This window comes from Aliidongia dinghuensis, from assembly GCF_014643535.1.
Lineage (GTDB): Bacteria > Pseudomonadota > Alphaproteobacteria > ATCC43930 > CGMCC-115725 > Aliidongia > Aliidongia dinghuensis.
Map to the genome: position 1 here is coordinate 323805 of NZ_BMJQ01000003.1, position 17457 is coordinate 341261.

Below are 17457 nucleotides of genomic sequence, written 5' to 3' on the forward strand. Positions count from 1 at the left end.
CAGCCGGGAGACCACTGGCAAACCGCCGCCGGCCCTAGCTGCCCGATAGAGCGACCGTCAGAGGACGACCATCATTCTGCGCCCGCCGCGGTACATGAACGGCGTAGGATTTATCGTCGGGGAACAACCGCGCCGGCTGCGTATGGCCTATGGCGGCCATAATTCGATTCGCTATTTCGCTGTCGAGCTCAGACCGCCAATGCGTCGCCGCTGTCATGGGATCATGCCAAACAGAATAATATCCTTGCGAGAAAAGCTTCGAGCCCCCTCGGGGTTTCTGGCTCTTCTTGAGGAACTCTTCGGTCTGTTCGGGCCATCCCAAGCCAAAAAAGTCGAAAATGTCGTGCGCCTCCTTGAGAGGGGCGTGACACAAATCTTCATACAGAATCAATTTTGCGCCCGGATACCCTGAAAATTCTTGTATTAGTTTCTCGTTCGTCAGAGCCCAGCGCCACGCCAACCTTTCCACGTCATCCATCGCGCGAAAGGCTGCGAAATCGATTCCGTATTGTTTGGCCTGTTTTGTCCGCGCAAGATCCTCGTAAATACCCCAGTCTTTAGTGGCCTGTACTTTCCCTTCGAAACGCCGAGCCTTTATTCCGCGGAGGACGGACGCGACATGCCCTCTCGGGTCCCGAACGATGATAACGATCTTGGTACCCCGCAATGCGGAGGCCAGAAGCTTGGCGTATCCGTGACCGGAAACCGACTTCACGACCACCTTATCAAGGGGAACCTGACTGCGCGCAAGATCGGGAATATTAAGACTGGAAATCGTCTTGCCGAAAACACTCAATTTTGCGGCAAGTTTTAGGCTCATCAAGAGGAGAGAGTGAGACAAATTCGCGCTAAATCCGCGATATGTCTTGTTGAAGATCGGGGTCGAGCCGACAGTTTTAATGGTTCGAGCCGAAACCATGCGTTCGCAATACTGTCGCGCCGCCGACTGAAGCGCTTCCAGATCTCCATCTTCGATATACGGCGGGAGGTACGATTTCGACCGAACAACAGTATCCGGCTCGTGCAAATAAAGCAGGTCGGGATGGCTATCGAATATCTTTGCAAGCCAGGTCGTACCAGACCTTGGCGATCCCAATATCAGAAACATCTTCCGCTCTCAAATTTCATTAATAAAGATCCGTTTATTGACGAGAGCATTTACATGTATCGAATACAAGCAGCATTTCAGCAACAGTCTCCATCGTGAGGTTCACGCGGGCGACCATGCAACATCATGCCGTACCTGATTTTTCAACGAGCTTATCGAACCTACCTAGGCACCTTAGACTTGCGCCCATCGGCATGGCAAGCGCTCGGCCAGCCGATTCCTAATTTTTCACTTAAAATGCTTGCGCGCCAAGGTAAACCCTAGATCGATATTTTTGCATGGCTGCGCTTGGCAGCCATCCGCGATGCAGATCCTTGGTAGATCTTTGTACCACTTTGGCGGGATTAGGGGAAAGCGATTCTCTCCGGAAGAATCGAGCGAATCGCGGGAACGGACCCGAGGGCGCGCGCCGCGATCAGCAATAGCGCGGGCACAAACACCGAATCAAGGCGGGCGAGGCGCCGTCGGATATAGCGTGTGTTTCGAACCGGCCCGGCCGGAAGCCGGGCCGCCATTTCAGTGCGCTTGGGCTCAGCCGCGGAACGCTGGCGCGCCCGAGGGTGCCCCGGTCAGGCCGCCGTCGACCACGATCTCGGCGCCCTGGACGTTCGAGGAATCGTCCGACGCCAGGAACAGCACGACCTTCGCCACTTCCTCGGCATCGCCGAGGCGCGCCAGCGGCACGAGCGTTGCGATGCGTGCCTCGAGCGCCGCACGGGCCTCTGCGCCGGGCGCGATCCGGTCCCAGATCGGCGTGCGCGTGGCGCCGGGCACCACAGTGTTGACCCGGATGTTGCGCGGCGACAGCTCGCTCGCCATCACGCGCGCCATGGCGCGCACGCCGGCCTTGCTCGCGGCGTAGGCCGAATAGCCGGGTGAACCCAGGCTCTGGTGCACCGAGCCGTTGAGGATGACCGAGCCGCCCGGCGCCAGATGGGCCGCCGCCGCCTGCACCGTGAAGAACACCGCCGTCAGGTTCGTCCGCACGACCCGCTCGAACAGCTCGACCTCGGTCCCGCCGACCGGCGTGTTGCCGGCGATGCCGGCATTGGCGAACACGATGTCGAGCTTGCCGAAAGCGGCGGCCGCTTCGGCAACGGCGCGCTCGGTCGCGGCGATGTCGGTCACGTCGGCCTGGATCGCGAGCAGGTTCGGCCCGAGCTCGGCCTTGGCGGCATCGAGCGTCTCGCGGTTGCGGCCGGTGATGGCGACGCGGGCCCCCTCCTGGATGAACAGGCGGGCCGTGGCGAGGCCGATGCCGCTGTTGCCGCCGGTGATGAGCGCCGTCTTGTGGGCGAGTCTCATTGCAATTCTCCCATCGAATGACAAGTTCAATTATTGAACCGATTGCTAGTTGGGAAGCCTGGTTCTATGATGCAACCATGTTCGACGAATAATTTTGGATGGAGGTCGGCGTGAGACGGACGAGCCTGGACACGGTGCCCTGCCCCGTCGCCCGGTCGCTCGATGTGATCGGCGACTGGTGGTCGCTACTGATCGTGCGCGACGCGCTCTTGGGCCGCACCCGCTTCGGCGAGTTCCAGAAGAGCCTGGGCCTGTCCCGCAACATCCTGACCCAGCGGCTGCGCGCGCTGGTCGTCGACGGCATCCTCGACCAGGTTCCGGCATCGGACGGCAGCGCCTACCAGGAATATGTCCTGACGCCGAAGGGCCGCGACCTGTTCCAGGTCCTGGTGGCACTCCGGCAATGGGGCATCAAGCACTGCTTCGACGGCGAGACCTGCGACTCGGTATTGGTCGACCGGGCCGAAGGCCTGCCGGTCAAGCCGCTCGAGCTCCACGCCGCGGATGGGCGGCTGCTCGACGCGGCCGATACGATGTTGCTCGACCAGACGGCGGCGTGACTTAGTCCCGCCGGAGCCGCGGCCGCGGCAAGCCGCCGGACCTCCCGGCCATCGTCGCGTTCGGTTAGAGTGGCGCGTCAGAGCACACGCAACTCCGAAAGGTGCCGGTCGATGGCTCAGTCTCCCTTTCCCATCCGCTCCGTCCGCACGCCGGTGCTCGAACTCGCCTATGAGGAGCATGGGGCGGCCGACGGCGATCCGGTCGTGCTGCTGCACGGCTTTCCCTATGACCCGCGCTGCTACGACGAGGTAGCGCCGGCGCTGGCCGCCGCCGGCTGCCGGGTCGTGGTGCCCTACCTGCGCGGCTATGGCCCGACGCGCTTCCTGTCGCCCGAGACGCCGCGCTCCGGGCAGCAGGCGGCCCTCGGGCGTGATCTGCTCGACCTCATGGATGCGCTGGCGATCCCGCGCGCCACCCTCGCGGGCTACGACTGGGGCGGCCGCGCCGCCTGCATTGTCGCCGCCCTCTGGCCGGAGCGAGTCGCGGGCCTCGTCACCGCCACCGGCTACAACATCCAGGACATCGCCGCCTCCGTCCGGCCGCAGGCGCCGGAGACGGAGCACCGATACTGGTACCAGTATTATTTCCACACGCCGCGCGGCCGCGACGGCCTGGCCGCCAACCGGGCGGAATTGTGCAAGCTCCTGTGGCGCCTCTGGTCGCCAACCTGGTCGTTCAACGACGCGACCTATGCCCGGAGTGCGGCCTCGTTCGACAATCCGGACTTCGTCGAAGTCGTGATCCAATCCTATCGCCACCGCTTCGGCTACGCCCTGGGCGATCCGGCGCTCGAGGAGATCGAACGGGCGCTCGCCCGGCAGCCCACGATCGGCGTGCCGACCATCGCGTTCTGGGGCGAGGACGACGGCGTCACCCCGCCGCCGGCCGCCGACGGGAAGCGCCTCCGCTTCACCGGCCACTACGAGCGCCGTCTGCTGCCCGGCGTCGGCCACAACGTCCCGCAGGAAGCGCCGGAAGCAACCGTGGCCGCCGTCCTGGACCTGCGGCGTCTATAACGCAGCTCAGCCCGCGCGCCGCGCCTGAGCCAGCGTCTGGCCCAGCATGGCTGCGACCGAGCGCAGCTCACGGCAGAACGCCGCCTCCCGGTCCGACGTGAAGCGTACGCTCGGCACGGCGAGATTGATCGCGCCGAACGGCCGCCCCTCATGCGCAACGAGCGTCGCGACGCCGGTGATGCCGGGCGTGAACTCGTCGCGCGAATAGGCGAAGCCCTCGGTGCGCGCCGCCCGCAGTTGATCCTGCAGCGTGGCGGCGGCGGGCAAGGTCGCCGGCGTGATCGGATCGAACACGGTGCGCGCCAGATAGGCCGCGAGGTCCTCCGCCGAAGCATGCGCGAGCAGGATCTTGCCGGCCGAGACGGCGTAGAGCGGCGCCCGCTCGCCCAGCTGCATCGTGTAGGCGAGCGCCTGCGTGCCGGCGACGGTCGCCACGACCTCGACCTGATCGCCGACCCGCACATAGAAACCCGCCGTCTCGTTCAGCTCCGCGCCGAGCTTGCGCAGGAACGGCTCGGCAAGGGCGGCCGGCGACGGGCCGCTGAGCCGGTCTGCGAGCCGCCGGACGCCGGGGCCGAGGCCATAGCCGCCGCCCGCCTCGACCTGCACCAGATAGCCGCGTGCGACGAGCGTGTTCAGCAGATGGAACAGGCTGCTGCGCGGAATCCCGAGGCCGGCCAGCAGCTGCGAGAAGCTCGGCGGCCGCGGCGCGTCACCGACGAACTCGAGGATGTCGAAAGCCCGATCGGCCGACTTGACAGCGGCTGCCTGCTCGAGTTTCATAATATAAACCAGTTCATGAATGTGAACTTATATCAATCCGCGGCCCCTGTCCAGGGCGCGCGGATGGCAAATCCGACGAGGGAGAGACCATGCTCGACGCCGAACGCCAGGACCGCCTGGCCATCCGGGACCTGATGGAGAATTGGGCGGTCTGGCGCGACGCCGGCGATTGGGAGCGGTTCCGCACCGTCTGGCATCCGGACGGCTGGATGTCGGCGACCTGGTTCCAGGGCTCGGCCGAGGATTTCATCCGCGTGAGCCGCGAGGGCTGGGACAAGGGCGTCAGCATCCTGCATTTCCTGGGCGGTATCAGCATCGACTTGGCCGGCACACGCGCCGTGGCGCAGACCAAGATGACGATCTCGCAGCGCGCGACCGTGCACGGGGTGCCATGCGACGTCGTCTGCACCGGCCGGTTCTACGACTTCCTGGAGCGGCGCGACGGCCGTTGGGGCCTGGTGTGGCGCCAGCCGATCTACGAGAAGGACCGCATCGACCCGATCGATCCGGCAGCACTTCTGCGGCTCGACGCCGACCGGCTCGCGAACCTGCCCGAGGGCTATCGCCATCTGGCCTACATCCAGGAAGAGATCGGCTATCGCGTGAAGCGCGACATGCCCGGCCTCAAAGGGCCCGAGGTCGAGGCGCTCTATGCCCGCGGCCGCGCCTGGCTCGACGGCGCGCCGCTCGTCCGCGGCTGACCCCGCCGCCTCGCAGCCCCAACCGATACCCACCGGAGGAGACGCGGCCATGGCGGTCTTCGATATCCAGCAGTTCATCGACGCGCGGCCGCTGTCGCGGCTGCAGTGGCTGACCATCGGCCTCTGCTTCCTCGTCACCTTCACCGACGGCTTCGATACTGCCGTTGTAGGCTTCGTCGCCCCGGCGCTCGTCGCCGCCTGGCATGTCAGTCCCCCGGCCTTGAAGCCGTTGCTGACTGCGGGCTTCCTCGGCCTTGCGATCGGCGCGCTCGTCGCCGGCCTGCTCGCCGATCGGTTCGGCCGCAAGGGCGTGCTGATCGCCGCCCTCGCCGTGTTCGGCGGCTTCAGCCTGGCGGCTGCCGCGGCCCCGAATCTCGATGCCCTCACCCTGCTCCGCTTCGGCGCCGGGCTCGGCCTTGGCGCCGCCATGCCGAACGCGACGACGCTCACGGCGGAATTCTGCCCGGCGCCGCGCCGCGCGCTGCTCGTCTCCCTGATGTTCTCGGGCTTCACGCTCGGGTCGACCGGCGGCGGCTTCGTCGCGGCGGCGCTTATTCCCTGGTTCGGCTGGCCGAGCGTCTTCGTGGTTGGCGGGGCGGCACCGCTGCTGCTGGCCCTCGTGCTGGCGCTCGTTCTGCCGGAATCGCTGCAGTTCCTGGCGCTCCGCGCCGAGCGTGGCCGCGCGGCGATCGTGCGGACGTTGCAACGGATCGACGCCCGTCTGGCTATCGACGAGGCGACCCGGTTCGTGACACCCGAGCCGCCCGGCCGCAACCGTTTCCCGCTTGGCGCGTTATTCGAAGGCGGCCTCGCGTTCGGCACCGTGATGCTGTGGACCGCGTTCTTCATGGGATTGATCGTGATCTATCTCGTGACCAGCTGGCTGCCGACCCTGCTGGGCCAGGCCGGTATCGACGTCAGTCGGGCCGCCCTCGTCGGCGCCATGTTCCAACTGGGCGGCACGCTCGGCGCCTTGGCTGTCAGCTGGTGCATGGATCGCTGGAACCCGCACCTGGCCGTGGCCGGTGCCTACCTCGCCGGGGCGGCCATGCTGCTCGTGCTGGCGCGCGAGCCGGCGAACCTCTGGCTGCTGGGTGCCACGGTCTTTCTGGTCGGCTTCTGCATGAGCGGCGCCCAGAGTTCGACGCAACCGCTCGCCGCTGCCTATTACCCGACGCGGGCACGCGCGACCGGCGTCAGCTGGATGCTGGGCATCGGCCGCTTCGGCGCGATCCTCGGCGCCTATCTGGGCGGCGTGCTGCTGGGCTTCGGCTGGAGCTTCCAGCACATCCTCGGGATCCTTGCGATCCCGCCGGTCGCGGCCGGCGCCGCCATCATCCTGAAGCATCGGCGCGCCCTGCCGCCCCAAACCGTCACCGACACGCCGGCGCCCGGCGCGTGATCGGCCTTATCCGGAGAAAGCCATGCTCGCTACCCGTGCCCCCCAGATGCTTGGCATCCTGCGCATCATAACCGCGCTCCAGTTCCTGGAGCACGGCTCGCAGAAGCTCCTTGGATTTCCGCCACCGCCGACCGGCATGCCGCCGCTTCTCTCCGTGCCCGGGATCGCCGGCTGCATCGAGCTGATCGGCGGCTTCCTGATGCTGATCGGTTTCCAGACCCGGATCGTCGCCTTCCTGCTGTCCGGCGAAATGGCCGTCGCCTATTGGACGGTCCACGAACCACGGAGCTTCTTTCCGGCGCTCAACGGCGGCGACGCGGCCATCCTGTTCTGCTTCGTGTTCCTCTATTTCGTCTTTGCGGGTCCGGGCGCCTGGAGCCTGGACCGCCGGCGCGCCGCCGCGGCATGACCCAGCACTTCGCCTATCAGGCGCTGCCGAGCCGGATCGTGTTCGACACGCTCTCGCCAGCGCTGCTCGCGGCCGAGCTCGACCGCCTGGGCGTAGCCCGTGCCCTGATACTGACCACGCCGCCGCAAGAGGCGCGCGGGCAGGAGATCGCCCGGATGCTGGGCAACCGCGGTGCGGGCGTGTTCGCCGGCGCCGTGATGCACACACCCGTCGCGGTGACGGAACAGGCGGTCGAGACCTTGCGCCGGCTCGGCGCCGACGGCGTCGTCGCATTCGGCGGCGGCTCGACCACCGGCCTCGCCAAGGCGATAGCACTCAGGACCGACGTCCCGCAGCTGATCGTGCCGACGACCTATGCCGGCTCGGAAGTAACGCCGATCCTGGGCGAGACCGAGGGCGGCGTGAAGACGACCCGGACGAGCCCGGCAATCCTGCCGGAAACGGTGATCTACGACGTCGACCTGACCTTGAGCTTGCCGCCCCGGCTCTCGGCGACCTCCGGGCTCAACGCCATGGCCCATGCGGCCGAGGCGCTCTACGCCCGCGACGGCAATCCGGTGACCGCGCTCATGGCCGAGGAAGCCATTGCCGCGCTCGCCCGCGCCCTGCCACGCATCGTCGCCGCACCGGAGGACCGGGACGCCCGGTCGGATGCGCTCTACGGCGCCTGGCTCAGCGGCACCTGCCTCGGCACGGTCGGCATGGCACTGCATCACAAGCTCTGCCACACGCTGGGCGGCAGTTTCGGCCTGCCCCATGCCGAGACGCATGCGATCGTGCTGCCCCATGCCATGGCATACAATGCCGCGGCGGCACCGGAGGCCATGGCGCGCATCGCCCGCGCGCTCGGCGCGGCCGATCCGGCAGCCGGTCTCTTCGCGCTCGGCCGGCAGCTCGGCATCGACCAGAGCCTGCAGGCGATCGGCATGCCGGCGGACGGGCTCGACCGCGCCGCGGACCTGGCGGTCGAGCGGCCCTATTGGAATCCCCGGCCGATCGAGCGCGATGCGATCCGCCGCCTGCTCGCGCGCGCCTGGGCCGGCGACGCCCCTGAGGCCTAAGATTTGGCCTAGACTTGGAGAACCCGATGCGGAATTTCGACGAGTTCACCATCACCGACGCGGTGCTGGAACGGGTAGCGGCGGCGCCGGACGCGCGCGTACGCCAGATCAGCGAGGCGCTGGTGCGGCATCTGCACGCCTTCGTGCGCGAGGTCGAGCCGACGCAGGCAGAATGGGCAGCCGGCATCGAATTTCTGACGCGCACCGGCCAGATGTGCGACGACAAGCGCCAGGAATTCATTCTGCTGTCCGACACGCTGGGCGTCTCGATGCTGGTCGACGCGATCAACCACCGCCGGCCGGCCGGCGCTACCGAGACGACGGTGCTGGGCCCGTTCTATGTCCAGAACCCGCCGGAATTCCCGCTCAGCGCCGACATCTCGGGCGGCATGCGCGGACAGAAGCTGTTCGTCGACGGCAGCGTCGCAACGCTCGACGGCACGCCGATCGCCGGCGCCGTCGTCGACGTCTGGCACGCCGACGCCGAGGGCTATTACGACGTGCAGCAACCGGGCGACCTCGCCGGACGCGCCCGGTTCCGGACCGACGCCGACGGACACTTCCACTTCTGGACCATCCGACCGGCGGCCTATCCGATTCCGCACGACGGACCGGTCGGCGAAATGCTTGAGGCCCAGGGGCGCCACCCGTTCCGTCCGGCGCACGTCCATTTCGTGATCGCCGCCCCCGGGCACGAGACGCTCGTCACCCACGTCTTCGCCGCGGGCGACGACTACCTCGATTCCGACGTGGTGTTCGGGGTCAAGGATTCGATCATCCGCCCCTATTCGGTGCACGAGGCCGGTACCGCGCCGGACGGCAGCGGCGTGGCCGAGCCCTACGCCCGGCTTACCTACGATTTTCGCCTGAAATGACCAGGGCCTGGTATCAGGCCGGGCATCAAGCCGGCCGCTCGACCTGCGGCAAGACCGGAACGGTCGGCGTCTTTGCCAGCGGTGGGTCGACCGGACGGCCGCCGCCGAGCAGGAACAGTGAGCGCCAGTCGGTGACGCGGCCGAACTCGATGTAGCGATAGCTGAGCCCGGCGATCGCGGCGACGAGTGCCACATAGACCGGAAGCGTGGCCGCGAGATGCGGCATCGGCGCATAGAGCGCGTGGAAGATCGGCGTCCGCAGCGGCACGTGCCAAAGGTAGAGGCTGTAGCACATCATGCCCATGATCTGGATCGGCCGGTTGGTGAAGGGCCAGGCGCTCCAGCCCCGGGGCTTCGCCAGCAGGCCCGCGACCAGCAGGAACAGGCCGGCCTGGTAGAAACTGTGGAACGCCGGCACGGTCTGGCTCAGCGGCACGTAGGCCTGCCACGACACGGCACCCACGATCACCAGGATACCGCAGACGACGGCCGCATTGGCCTTGGTCGCGCACCTGGCGAGCCAGCCATGGTGGTAAAGCCGCGCCAGCGCCATGCCGATCGCGAACTCATCGAGATGCGCCGGCAGCCCCTTGGCGAGCGGCAGGTAGGGCCCCTCCGTCGTCGCGAGCAGCACGCCGCCGGCAACCCGTGAGGCGAGGCTCACGACGAGGCAAACCGCCAGCAGCCGCCCGACGCCACACCGGTCGGCCGCGACGACGAACAGCGGGAACAGCACGCTGAACCAGATCTCGACCGAGAGCGACCAGAGCGGCGGGTTGATGAACGGCTCGAACCCGTGGTTGGAGAAGCAGTAGCCAGCCCCGAGCGCGCCCAGCATCTGCTTGAAAAATTTTATATCGCCCAGGTTCGGGTCCTGGTTGAACAGCAGGCAGACGATGACGACGAGGTAATAGAGCGGCAGCAGCCGGGCCGCGCGCCGGCTGTAATAGGCCTTGAACGCGGCACCGGACGTCATCCGGCGCTTGCCCGCGACGTAGGGCAGGTAGAGCACGAAGCCAGAGACGATGAAGAACAACGGCACGCCAAGGCCGCCGAACGAGAGCAGGCGCAGCGGACTGGCACTCTCCGGCGACAGCACGCTAATCGGCGAGGTCGGGTCGAAATAGGCGCCGAACAGGTGGCCGAACACGACCACCAGAATCGCCCAGCCCCGCAACCCGTTGATAACGGAAAGCTTCTCGTTCATCACGGCGGCTCCCGGCACGGCCGCGGTCGATCCGCTTTCGCGAAAACGCGCTTGAGGCGGCACACGTCATTGGTGTGCCGTGCGGAATTCTCGCTCGAACACGGCGCTGCCGCAACGCGAATATCTCAGGCTGTGGCAATCGCTCCGCCCCCCGAAGCGGTTGGAACCATCGCGCCGACCCTCCCGTTCGCACCGCAGCAAAACCGGGTCGTGAGAGGGGCTGGGAGCAGCGGTGCGTCAATCACTGGACGACGAGGGACGGCAGGCCCCCGGCAGGTCTCGGCAGAGATCCGGTGGGAGGCTCGCCGCATGGCCATGAGCCAGAAGATCCGCTCGGCCGCCCTGTTCGCGGGCTGCTTCCTCATCTCGACCTACGGCATCGGCATCTTGGGCCGGCTCACCTTGCCGCCCCCTGACGTCGCGGAACTGACCGACAAGATCCAGGCGATGGCGCCGGAGCGCGCGTCCGTCGATACGGTCGCCGTCGGCTCGAGCCGGATGCTGCACGCCTTCAATCCCGACCGGTTCGACCAGACGGCGGGAGCCGCCGGCTGTCCGGTCCACAGCTACAACCTCGGCATCGGCGGCCTGAACCTGATCGAGATGCGCTACGTGCTGCGCCAGCTCGCGGCCCAGCATCCGCCGCACTTGGCGCGCGTGCTGTTCGATCCGCCGAACGACATCCACATCCAGTTCGAGAACCTGAAGTCGGAGCGCGTCTGGGTCACGACCGATCCGCGCGAGGCCTCCGTCGCGGTCGCCGATATCCTGTCGCACCCGGACCCGCGGAAATATTCCTCGCTCGCCCGCTACATGGTCGCGTTCCTCTATCACAACAGCGCGCTCGGGCTGGTGAGCCGCTATCTGCAGCCGGCGAAGCTCGAAGCGGCGGACACGGCCGACGCGCCGCGCCGCGGCTACAGCCCGCTCGATCCGGCGGCGGCGCCAACCGTCGAGCGGGTCGGCCTGCTGCGCGACGGCGACAAGTTTCTGACGGCCGCCCGGCGCCTGCAGGATGCGGCGGCGGAACGGGCCGCCCCCTCCCCGATCGACGCTGCCCAGGAAGCGCGGCGGATCGCCGTCATCCGCGGCCTCGCGAATCATATCCGCGGCCTCGGCTACGAGCCGATCCTGATGAGCCTGCCCGACACCTACGGCGAATCGATCACCGACGCCCGCGACCTCGAGCGCGCGTTCGACCGTCCGGACACCGGCCTACCCGTGGTCAATTTCATGGACAAGGCCGATGCCGGCATCATCTATGCGCCCAGTTCCTGGTACGATTGGGGCCATCTGACCGAGACCGTCGCGGATTACGTCTCGATGGCGGCGGCCGAGCGCCTGTGCCGCAAGTCCGGCCTGACGCTGGCCTCGGCGGGGCAATAGACCGATGCTGTTCGTCGAGCCCCGCTTCTTCGTCTTCTTCGCGATCGTCTTCGCGCTCTACTGGTCGCTCAAGCGCAACACCCAGCGCAAGGTCGTGCTGCTGGTCGCGAGCTACATCTTCTACGGCGCCTGGGACCCGCGCTTCACGGCGCTGCTTGCCTTCTCCACCCTGTTCGACTACGGCGCCGGCCTCGCCATGGAGGCGGCATCGAGCGGGCGGCGGCGCAAGCTCATCATCCTCTTCAGCGTGAGCGTCAACCTCACGCTGCTGTTCACCTTCAAGTACTTCAATTTCTTCGCGGATTCCTTCGTCGGCCTGCTGCATGCCGCAGGCGTCCAGGCCAATCCGGTGACCGTGCGGCTGATCCTGCCGGTCGGCATCAGCTTCTATACGTTCCAGAGCCTGAGCTACACGCTCGACATTTACCGCGGCCACATGCCCGCCCGCCGCAGCCTGCTCGACTACGCGACCTTCGTGGGCTTCTTCCCGCAGCTGGTCGCGGGGCCGATCGTGCGCGCCTACGACTTCCTGCCGCAGCTGGACGAGCTGAAGCGCTTCTCGGCCGTCGCTGTCCGCCCGGCGGTCATCCTGTTCTTCTTCGGCTACGTCAAGAAAGCCTGCGTCTCGGACAACGTGGCGCCCTACGTCGACATGGTGTTCAGCCATCCGGGCAGCTACAGCGGCGCATCGATCGTCGCCGCCACCGTGCTCTATGCCATCCAGATCTATTGCGACTTCTCCGGCTACACGGACATGGCGATCGCGACGGCGAAGCTCTTGGGCTACGACCTCACGGTCAATTTCCGCCATCCCTATTTCTCGACCAGCATCAGCGATTTCTGGCGCCGCTGGCATATCAGCCTGTCCTCGTGGCTCCGGGACTATCTCTACATCCCCTTGGGCGGCAACCGCGACGGCCGGCTCGGCGCCTATCGCAACCTGATGATCACCATGGTGCTGGGCGGCCTCTGGCATGGTGCCTCGTGGAATTTCGTCATCTGGGGCACGCTGCACGGCGGCGCACTGATCCTGCACAAGGAATATGCCCGCCACCGGCCGGCCGCATGGACCGGTCAGCCGGCCTATCAGGCGGGCGCCATGCTGCTGACCTTCTGGTGGGTCTGCCTCGCCTGGATCTTCTTCCGGTCGACGAGCCTGCCGCTCGCGGCCGAGATCGCCCGCGACTTCGTGACGATGAGCGGTACCGGTGCCGGCGACATCGCGACCGGGGCGGCGCCGGCCATCCTGGGGCTGCTGCTCATTCACGCACTCGAGTCGCGCCGGCTCATCTCCGGCGCCCTGCTGGCGCTTGAACGCCGGGCCTTCTACGCGCTCGCCGGTGCCGCCTCCGGCGCCGCCCTGGCGCTGACGCCGATCGCCTACCGGCCGTTCATCTATTTCCAGTTCTAAAGCCGCGGCGTTCCCCGTGAATGCCGGAGATGCGGAGATGACGAGCACCGATCTGCCGATCAGCCGCTTTGCCGCCCGCAGCTGACACGCTCCGGGAACTCGAAGAATTTCCCAATTAACAACTTTAACAATCTTCGTTGAGCGACGGAAAATCTGGCGATTTTGAAAATATCCAACCATTCTCTGGTTATTTTGACAATATTTGTTGTCACGAATTGGCAACATTAAAACTAAACGTACTTAGCGAATGCAGGTTGCGCATCGCACGATCCGAAATAATCATTGTAGCCATCCCGGATCTATGGATATTTTTCTGACAATAGCGTCTTGGTCTGCGTCCTGATCGCAGACCTGCTCAGTCAGGACCGAAGCAACGAGATGGTACCGCGGCGGATTGGTTTTCTCCTGCTTCCTGGCTTCTCGATGGGGGCCCTGGGCGCCGCGGTGGATCTATTGAACGTGACGGGCGGGGTCTCCAGGGAAGCGCTCTATACCTCCCATTCGATCGGCATCGACAGCGCTCCAGTACGATCGAGCACCGGCTTGGTGCTGACGCCGGAGCTTTCAATCGATCACGCATCCGGCTTCTTCCTCACCTTCGTGGTGTCCACCCTCGAGTTCGCGGATTTCTACGACGAGCGGGCCGCAGCCTGGCTGCGTCGGCAGGCGCGTCATGGCACCTGGATCGGCGCCCTCGGTTCCGGCGCCGTGTTCATCGCGAAAACAGGCCTGCTGGACGGCTATTGCTGCACGACGCATTGGCGGCTCTTTGGCGAATTCGCCCGGCAGTTCCCCGCCGTGACGCTCACCCGCAACCTCTTCTGCATCGATCGGGATCGGCTGACCTGCGCCGGCGGGACGGCCGTGCTCGACCTGATCCTCGCCCTGATCGCCCAGGACCATGGCCAGGACCGGGCGGCCGAGGCGGCCGAATTGCTGTTGCACACCCAGATCCGCTCCTCGACAGAAGGCCAGCGCGTGTCGGCGCAGGGGCGGTTCGATCTGACCGATAAGCGGCTCGTGCGCGCGATCACGCTGATGGAGCAAGCGCTTGAGCGGCCGGCCTCCTTGCCCGAACTGGCGCGGGCCGCCGGCATGTCGAACCGCCAGTTCCAGCGGCTCTTCAGCCGCGTACTCGGCCAGTCGCCTGCCCGCTTCTATCTGGAGCTACGCCTGAAGCATGCGCGGATGCAGCTCCAACGATCGTCCAGATCGATCCTCGACGTGGCACTCGAAAGCGGATTTTCCGATGCGTCGCACTTCACGCGGCAATATCGCCTTATGTTCGGCGAGACGCCGGGTCAGGCGCGCCGGAATGCACGTCCAGCCGAGGTGGATCGCCATCCTGGGCGGCCCGAACCCAGCTTGGCGTCGGAACACCAAGAAAGGGCGCAATCCGCCAGGAAGGCGGAAATGGGGTAAGGGTAGGTTGATCCCATGTGGGAATAACGCCTCGCATAAGTGAGCCAATGGACGAGGGAATTTCCACAAGTAGGCCATGGTCCAATTGTGATCGATTGAAAATGGCTAGGGAGGATAACAAGAATGGAATCCTTCGACCATGCGGGGACGGAGCCGAGGCTTGCCGAACTGCTTCTGGATCCCATTACTCAGCTCGTCATGCGTCGTGATCACATCACGGAGCATGAGGTCCATGCGGCGATCGCAATCGCCCGGCGCGCCCTGCTGCATGGAGACCACGCGACGCCGGTCATGATCCGGTCCGTCAACGACCTAAGCTAGGCCGACTGCCGGCAAGATAAACCATGCCAAAGCCGCTCACCATTCCGCCGAATATCCGGCGGGCGCGGTCATTTTCTGTCTGAAACACGGCCTATCTCCGGAAGTCCAGAGACGTTTTCGAATCGAAGACTTTAGCTTGACGCGAGAGACTTCGAACCATGCAGGTACCCCCACTTCGAGGTGTTGGAATGACGAAGCCCGAGACCAAGCTAGTTGCGGGCGCGGAGGACGCGCCGGCCTCCTCGAACCCGCCCCCTCAAGCCCCGCTCCCTCAAGCCCCGCTCCCTCAGGCGAAGCCGTCGACACCGGCTGCAGGCAAGCCGAGTTCACCGAGCGAGACCGCACCTTTCTCGATGTTCCCGACAACTCCCAATCCAATGGTGAATTTGATGACGAACGCGACCTTCAAGGGCTTTGATGATTTCGCGACTTTCGGGCAGGCGAATATCGATGCGCTGGTCCAGGCCAGCACCGTCTTCACCAAGGGCGTCGAGGAATTGTCCAAGGAGATGGCAAGCCTCGCCCACACGTCGCTCGAGACCGGTGCGGCGGCGGCCAAGAAGACCTTCGCGGCAAGGACCATCAAGGATGTGATCGAGGCCCAGTCCGACTTCAGCAAGGTATCGCTCGAGAAGCTGCTGGCCAACTGGGCGCGGTTCGGCGAACTGGGCGTGAAACTCGCGACGGACACTGCTTCGCCAATTGCGGCGCGGGCCAACGCCGTGGCGGCGATGGTGGCACGACCCGCCACCTAGTTCTGAGTGCTGGGTTCGGGGTGCTGGGACGTGGTGAGCGCGGCCAGCCCCCGCGTCCAGGCCCGGACACGCAATCCAGAACTGCACAGTTCGAGCTGCCCGTCGCGCGCCCAATGATCTCAAATGTCCGGCTCCCGAGGCGGATGGCGAGAAGAACCATGAGCGCAGCCGAGCAAGCCCCGTCCTTTCCGGAACGCCCCCACCCAGAGCGCAAGGTCCGGCGCGAGCTGGTGATCGGCGCCATGCTGATCTCGACCTTCATGGCTGCGGTCGAGGTCACGGTGATCAGCACGGCAATGCCGACGATCGTGGCGCAGCTCGGCGGCTTCAGCTTGTTTTCCTGGGCGTTCGGCGCCTATCTCCTGACCCAGGCGGTGGCGACGCCGCTCTATGGCCGGCTCGCCGACAGCTATGGCCGCAAGCGGGTCTACCTCGCGAGCGCCGGCCTGTTCCTGGCCGGATCGCTCCTGTGCGGCTATGCCTGGAGCATGGTCTCGCTCATCCTGTTCCGCGCGATCCAGGGCATCGGCGGCGGCGGGCTCGTGCCGCTGGCAACGACCATCATCGGCGACGTCGCCGACCCGGCGGACCGGCCGCGCATGATGGGCTATGTCAGCGGCATCTGGGGCATCTCGGCCATTGTCGGGCCGCTCTTGGGCGCCTTCTTCGTCAACAGCCTGGGCTGGCCCTTCGTGTTCTGGGTCAACCTGCCGATCGGCCTCGTCGCGATGGCCATGATCGCCCGCTTCCTGCACGAGCCGCCACGCAGCGGGCGGCATGAGCCGATCGACATGCCGGGCGCCAGCCTGCTCGTCGTCGGCATCGGCGCGATCATGGTGGCGCTGGTGCAGATCGAAAGCCTGACGACCGGCATGCTCCTGGGGCTCGTGGCCCTCGGCGCCGGAGCGCTCGGCGGCTTCGCCTGGCGCGAGCGCCGGGTCGCCGATCCGCTGCTGCCGGCCCATCTGCTGCACCGGCCGATCATCCTCGCCGCCAACGCCTCGGCACTGCTGTGCGGCGGCCTGCTCATCGGTGCCTCCGCTTTCCTGCCGACCTGGGTGCAGGGCGTGGTTGGCGGCGACGCGCTCGCCGCCGGCGTCGTCGTCGGCGTGATGACCGTCAGCTGGACCGCCGCCAGCCTGACCATGAGCCGGATCCTGGCGCGCTTGAGCTTCCGCCCGGTCGCGATCATCGCCTCGATCGTGCTCGTGGCCGGCGCCGGCGGCCTTGCGACGGTGCGTCCTGGCCAGAATGGCCTGTGGCTCGACCTCTGCTGCGTCGCGATCGGCGTCGGCCTCGGGCTCAACAGCCTCGTCTTCACCGTCGCGGTCCAGTCCGGCGCCGCGCGCGCCGATCGCGGGCGGGCGACTGCGCTGTTCTATTTCAGCCGCCTGATCGGCCAGGCGCTGGGTGCTGCGGCGTTCGGCGGCGTGCTGAACCGCACGCTCGAGCGTGCGGCCGGCGACAGCCAGGACATCGTACGCGATCTGGTGAACACCGCGCGGCGCGGCGCCCTCGCCCCGGCCGATCTTGACCGGTTGGTCGCCATCCTCGCCCAGGCGCTCGACGCCGTGTTCCTGCTGGGCGCCATCTTCGCCATCGGCGCCTTCATCGTCACCCTGTTCGTGCCCCGACAGGCGCGGCTCGGGCTCGAGGAATAGGCCGCGGGCTCCGCCCGCCCCCTTCCAGCGACAAAATGTCGCCTATCGGGTATTGATGGCGAAAAACTTAATC

General features: G+C 66.3%; 17 protein-coding genes. 13 read left to right on the forward strand and 4 right to left on the reverse strand.

Features of this window, described 5'->3' with window-relative positions; translation table 11 throughout:
• Window positions 1-34 precede the first annotated feature (34 nt).
• A complete protein-coding gene (locus tag IEY58_RS07510) occupies window positions 35-1108 on the reverse strand; it encodes a sulfotransferase (RefSeq protein ID WP_189044166.1) in 1074 nt (357 codons plus the stop codon).
• Window positions 1109-1639: 531 nt separating this feature from the next.
• Window positions 1640-2413, reverse strand: coding sequence for an SDR family oxidoreductase (locus IEY58_RS07515; RefSeq protein ID WP_189044168.1), 774 nt, complete (start codon window positions 2411-2413; stop codon window positions 1640-1642).
• Window positions 2414-2523: 110 nt separating this feature from the next.
• Between IEY58_RS07515 and IEY58_RS07520 the strand changes: the two genes are divergently transcribed.
• Together IEY58_RS07520 and IEY58_RS07525 are read left to right on the forward strand one after the other, a co-directional pair.
• The gene (locus tag IEY58_RS07520) at window positions 2524-2973 is read left to right on the forward strand and encodes a winged helix-turn-helix transcriptional regulator (protein ID WP_229743560.1); all 450 of its coding nucleotides are present in this window, start codon (window positions 2524-2526) and stop codon (window positions 2971-2973) included.
• Window positions 2974-3084: 111 nt separating this feature from the next.
• Window positions 3085-3990 carry an alpha/beta fold hydrolase gene (locus IEY58_RS07525; protein ID WP_189044172.1) on the forward strand — a complete coding sequence of 302 codons (906 nt, stop codon included), beginning with the start codon at window positions 3085-3087 and terminating at the stop codon, window positions 3988-3990.
• Window positions 3991-3996: 6 nt separating this feature from the next.
• Here the strand turns inward: IEY58_RS07525 and IEY58_RS07530 are convergent, their stop codons facing one another.
• Window positions 3997-4773 (reverse strand): IclR family transcriptional regulator, encoded by a 777-nt coding sequence (locus IEY58_RS07530; protein ID WP_189044174.1) that lies wholly within the window; start codon window positions 4771-4773, stop codon window positions 3997-3999.
• An 89-nt stretch (window positions 4774-4862) separates the two neighbouring features.
• Here IEY58_RS07530 and IEY58_RS07535 point away from each other — a divergent pair, with 89 nt between their 5' ends.
• From IEY58_RS07535 to IEY58_RS07555, 5 genes are read left to right on the forward strand one after another with little or no spacing between them, the layout of a single operon-like run.
• Window positions 4863-5474: a nuclear transport factor 2 family protein gene (locus IEY58_RS07535; RefSeq protein ID WP_189044176.1), complete on the forward strand. Its 612-nt coding sequence runs from the start codon at window positions 4863-4865 to the stop codon at window positions 5472-5474.
• A gap of 49 nt (window positions 5475-5523) precedes the next feature.
• The gene (locus IEY58_RS07540) at window positions 5524-6876 is read left to right on the forward strand and encodes an MFS transporter (protein ID WP_189044178.1); all 1353 of its coding nucleotides are present in this window, start codon (window positions 5524-5526) and stop codon (window positions 6874-6876) included.
• Window positions 6877-6898: 22 nt separating this feature from the next.
• Entirely contained in the window at window positions 6899-7285 is a 387-nt protein-coding gene (locus tag IEY58_RS07545; protein ID WP_189044180.1) for a DoxX family protein, read from the forward strand.
• Window positions 7282-8346 carry a maleylacetate reductase gene (locus tag IEY58_RS07550; protein ID WP_189044182.1) on the forward strand — a complete coding sequence of 355 codons (1065 nt, stop codon included), beginning with the start codon at window positions 7282-7284 and terminating at the stop codon, window positions 8344-8346. Before IEY58_RS07545 ends, IEY58_RS07550 begins: the two co-directional genes overlap by 4 nt.
• 26 nt (window positions 8347-8372) lie before the next feature.
• The gene (locus tag IEY58_RS07555) at window positions 8373-9221 is read left to right on the forward strand and encodes an intradiol ring-cleavage dioxygenase (RefSeq protein WP_189044184.1); all 849 of its coding nucleotides are present in this window, start codon (window positions 8373-8375) and stop codon (window positions 9219-9221) included.
• Window positions 9222-9246: 25 nt separating this feature from the next.
• On the opposite strand, the gene IEY58_RS07560 is transcribed toward IEY58_RS07555, so the two are convergent.
• Entirely contained in the window at window positions 9247-10428 is a 1182-nt protein-coding gene (locus tag IEY58_RS07560; protein WP_189044186.1) for an acyltransferase family protein, read from the reverse strand.
• A 309-nt stretch (window positions 10429-10737) separates the two neighbouring features.
• Between IEY58_RS07560 and IEY58_RS07565 the strand changes: the two genes are divergently transcribed.
• From IEY58_RS07565 to IEY58_RS07590, 6 genes are all read left to right on the forward strand, one after another.
• The gene (locus tag IEY58_RS07565; RefSeq protein WP_189044188.1) at window positions 10738-11814 is read left to right on the forward strand and encodes a hypothetical protein; all 1077 of its coding nucleotides are present in this window, start codon (window positions 10738-10740) and stop codon (window positions 11812-11814) included.
• A gap of 4 nt (window positions 11815-11818) precedes the next feature.
• Window positions 11819-13225, forward strand: a complete 1407-nt coding sequence (locus IEY58_RS07570; protein WP_189044190.1) for an MBOAT family O-acyltransferase — start codon at window positions 11819-11821, stop codon at window positions 13223-13225.
• 327 nt (window positions 13226-13552) lie between these two features.
• Complete coding sequence (locus tag IEY58_RS07575) at window positions 13553-14647, forward strand: GlxA family transcriptional regulator (protein WP_189044192.1); 1095 nt, start codon at window positions 13553-13555, stop codon at window positions 14645-14647.
• Between the two features lie 123 nt (window positions 14648-14770).
• Window positions 14771-14968, forward strand: coding sequence for a hypothetical protein (locus IEY58_RS07580; RefSeq protein ID WP_189044194.1), 198 nt, complete (start codon window positions 14771-14773; stop codon window positions 14966-14968).
• 188 nt (window positions 14969-15156) lie between these two features.
• A complete protein-coding gene (locus tag IEY58_RS07585) occupies window positions 15157-15723 on the forward strand; it encodes a phasin family protein (RefSeq protein WP_189044196.1) in 567 nt (188 codons plus the stop codon).
• Window positions 15724-15881: 158 nt separating this feature from the next.
• Window positions 15882-17384, forward strand: a complete 1503-nt coding sequence (locus IEY58_RS07590) for an MDR family MFS transporter (RefSeq protein WP_189044198.1) — start codon at window positions 15882-15884, stop codon at window positions 17382-17384.
• The last annotated feature ends 73 nt before the right edge of the window (window positions 17385-17457 follow it).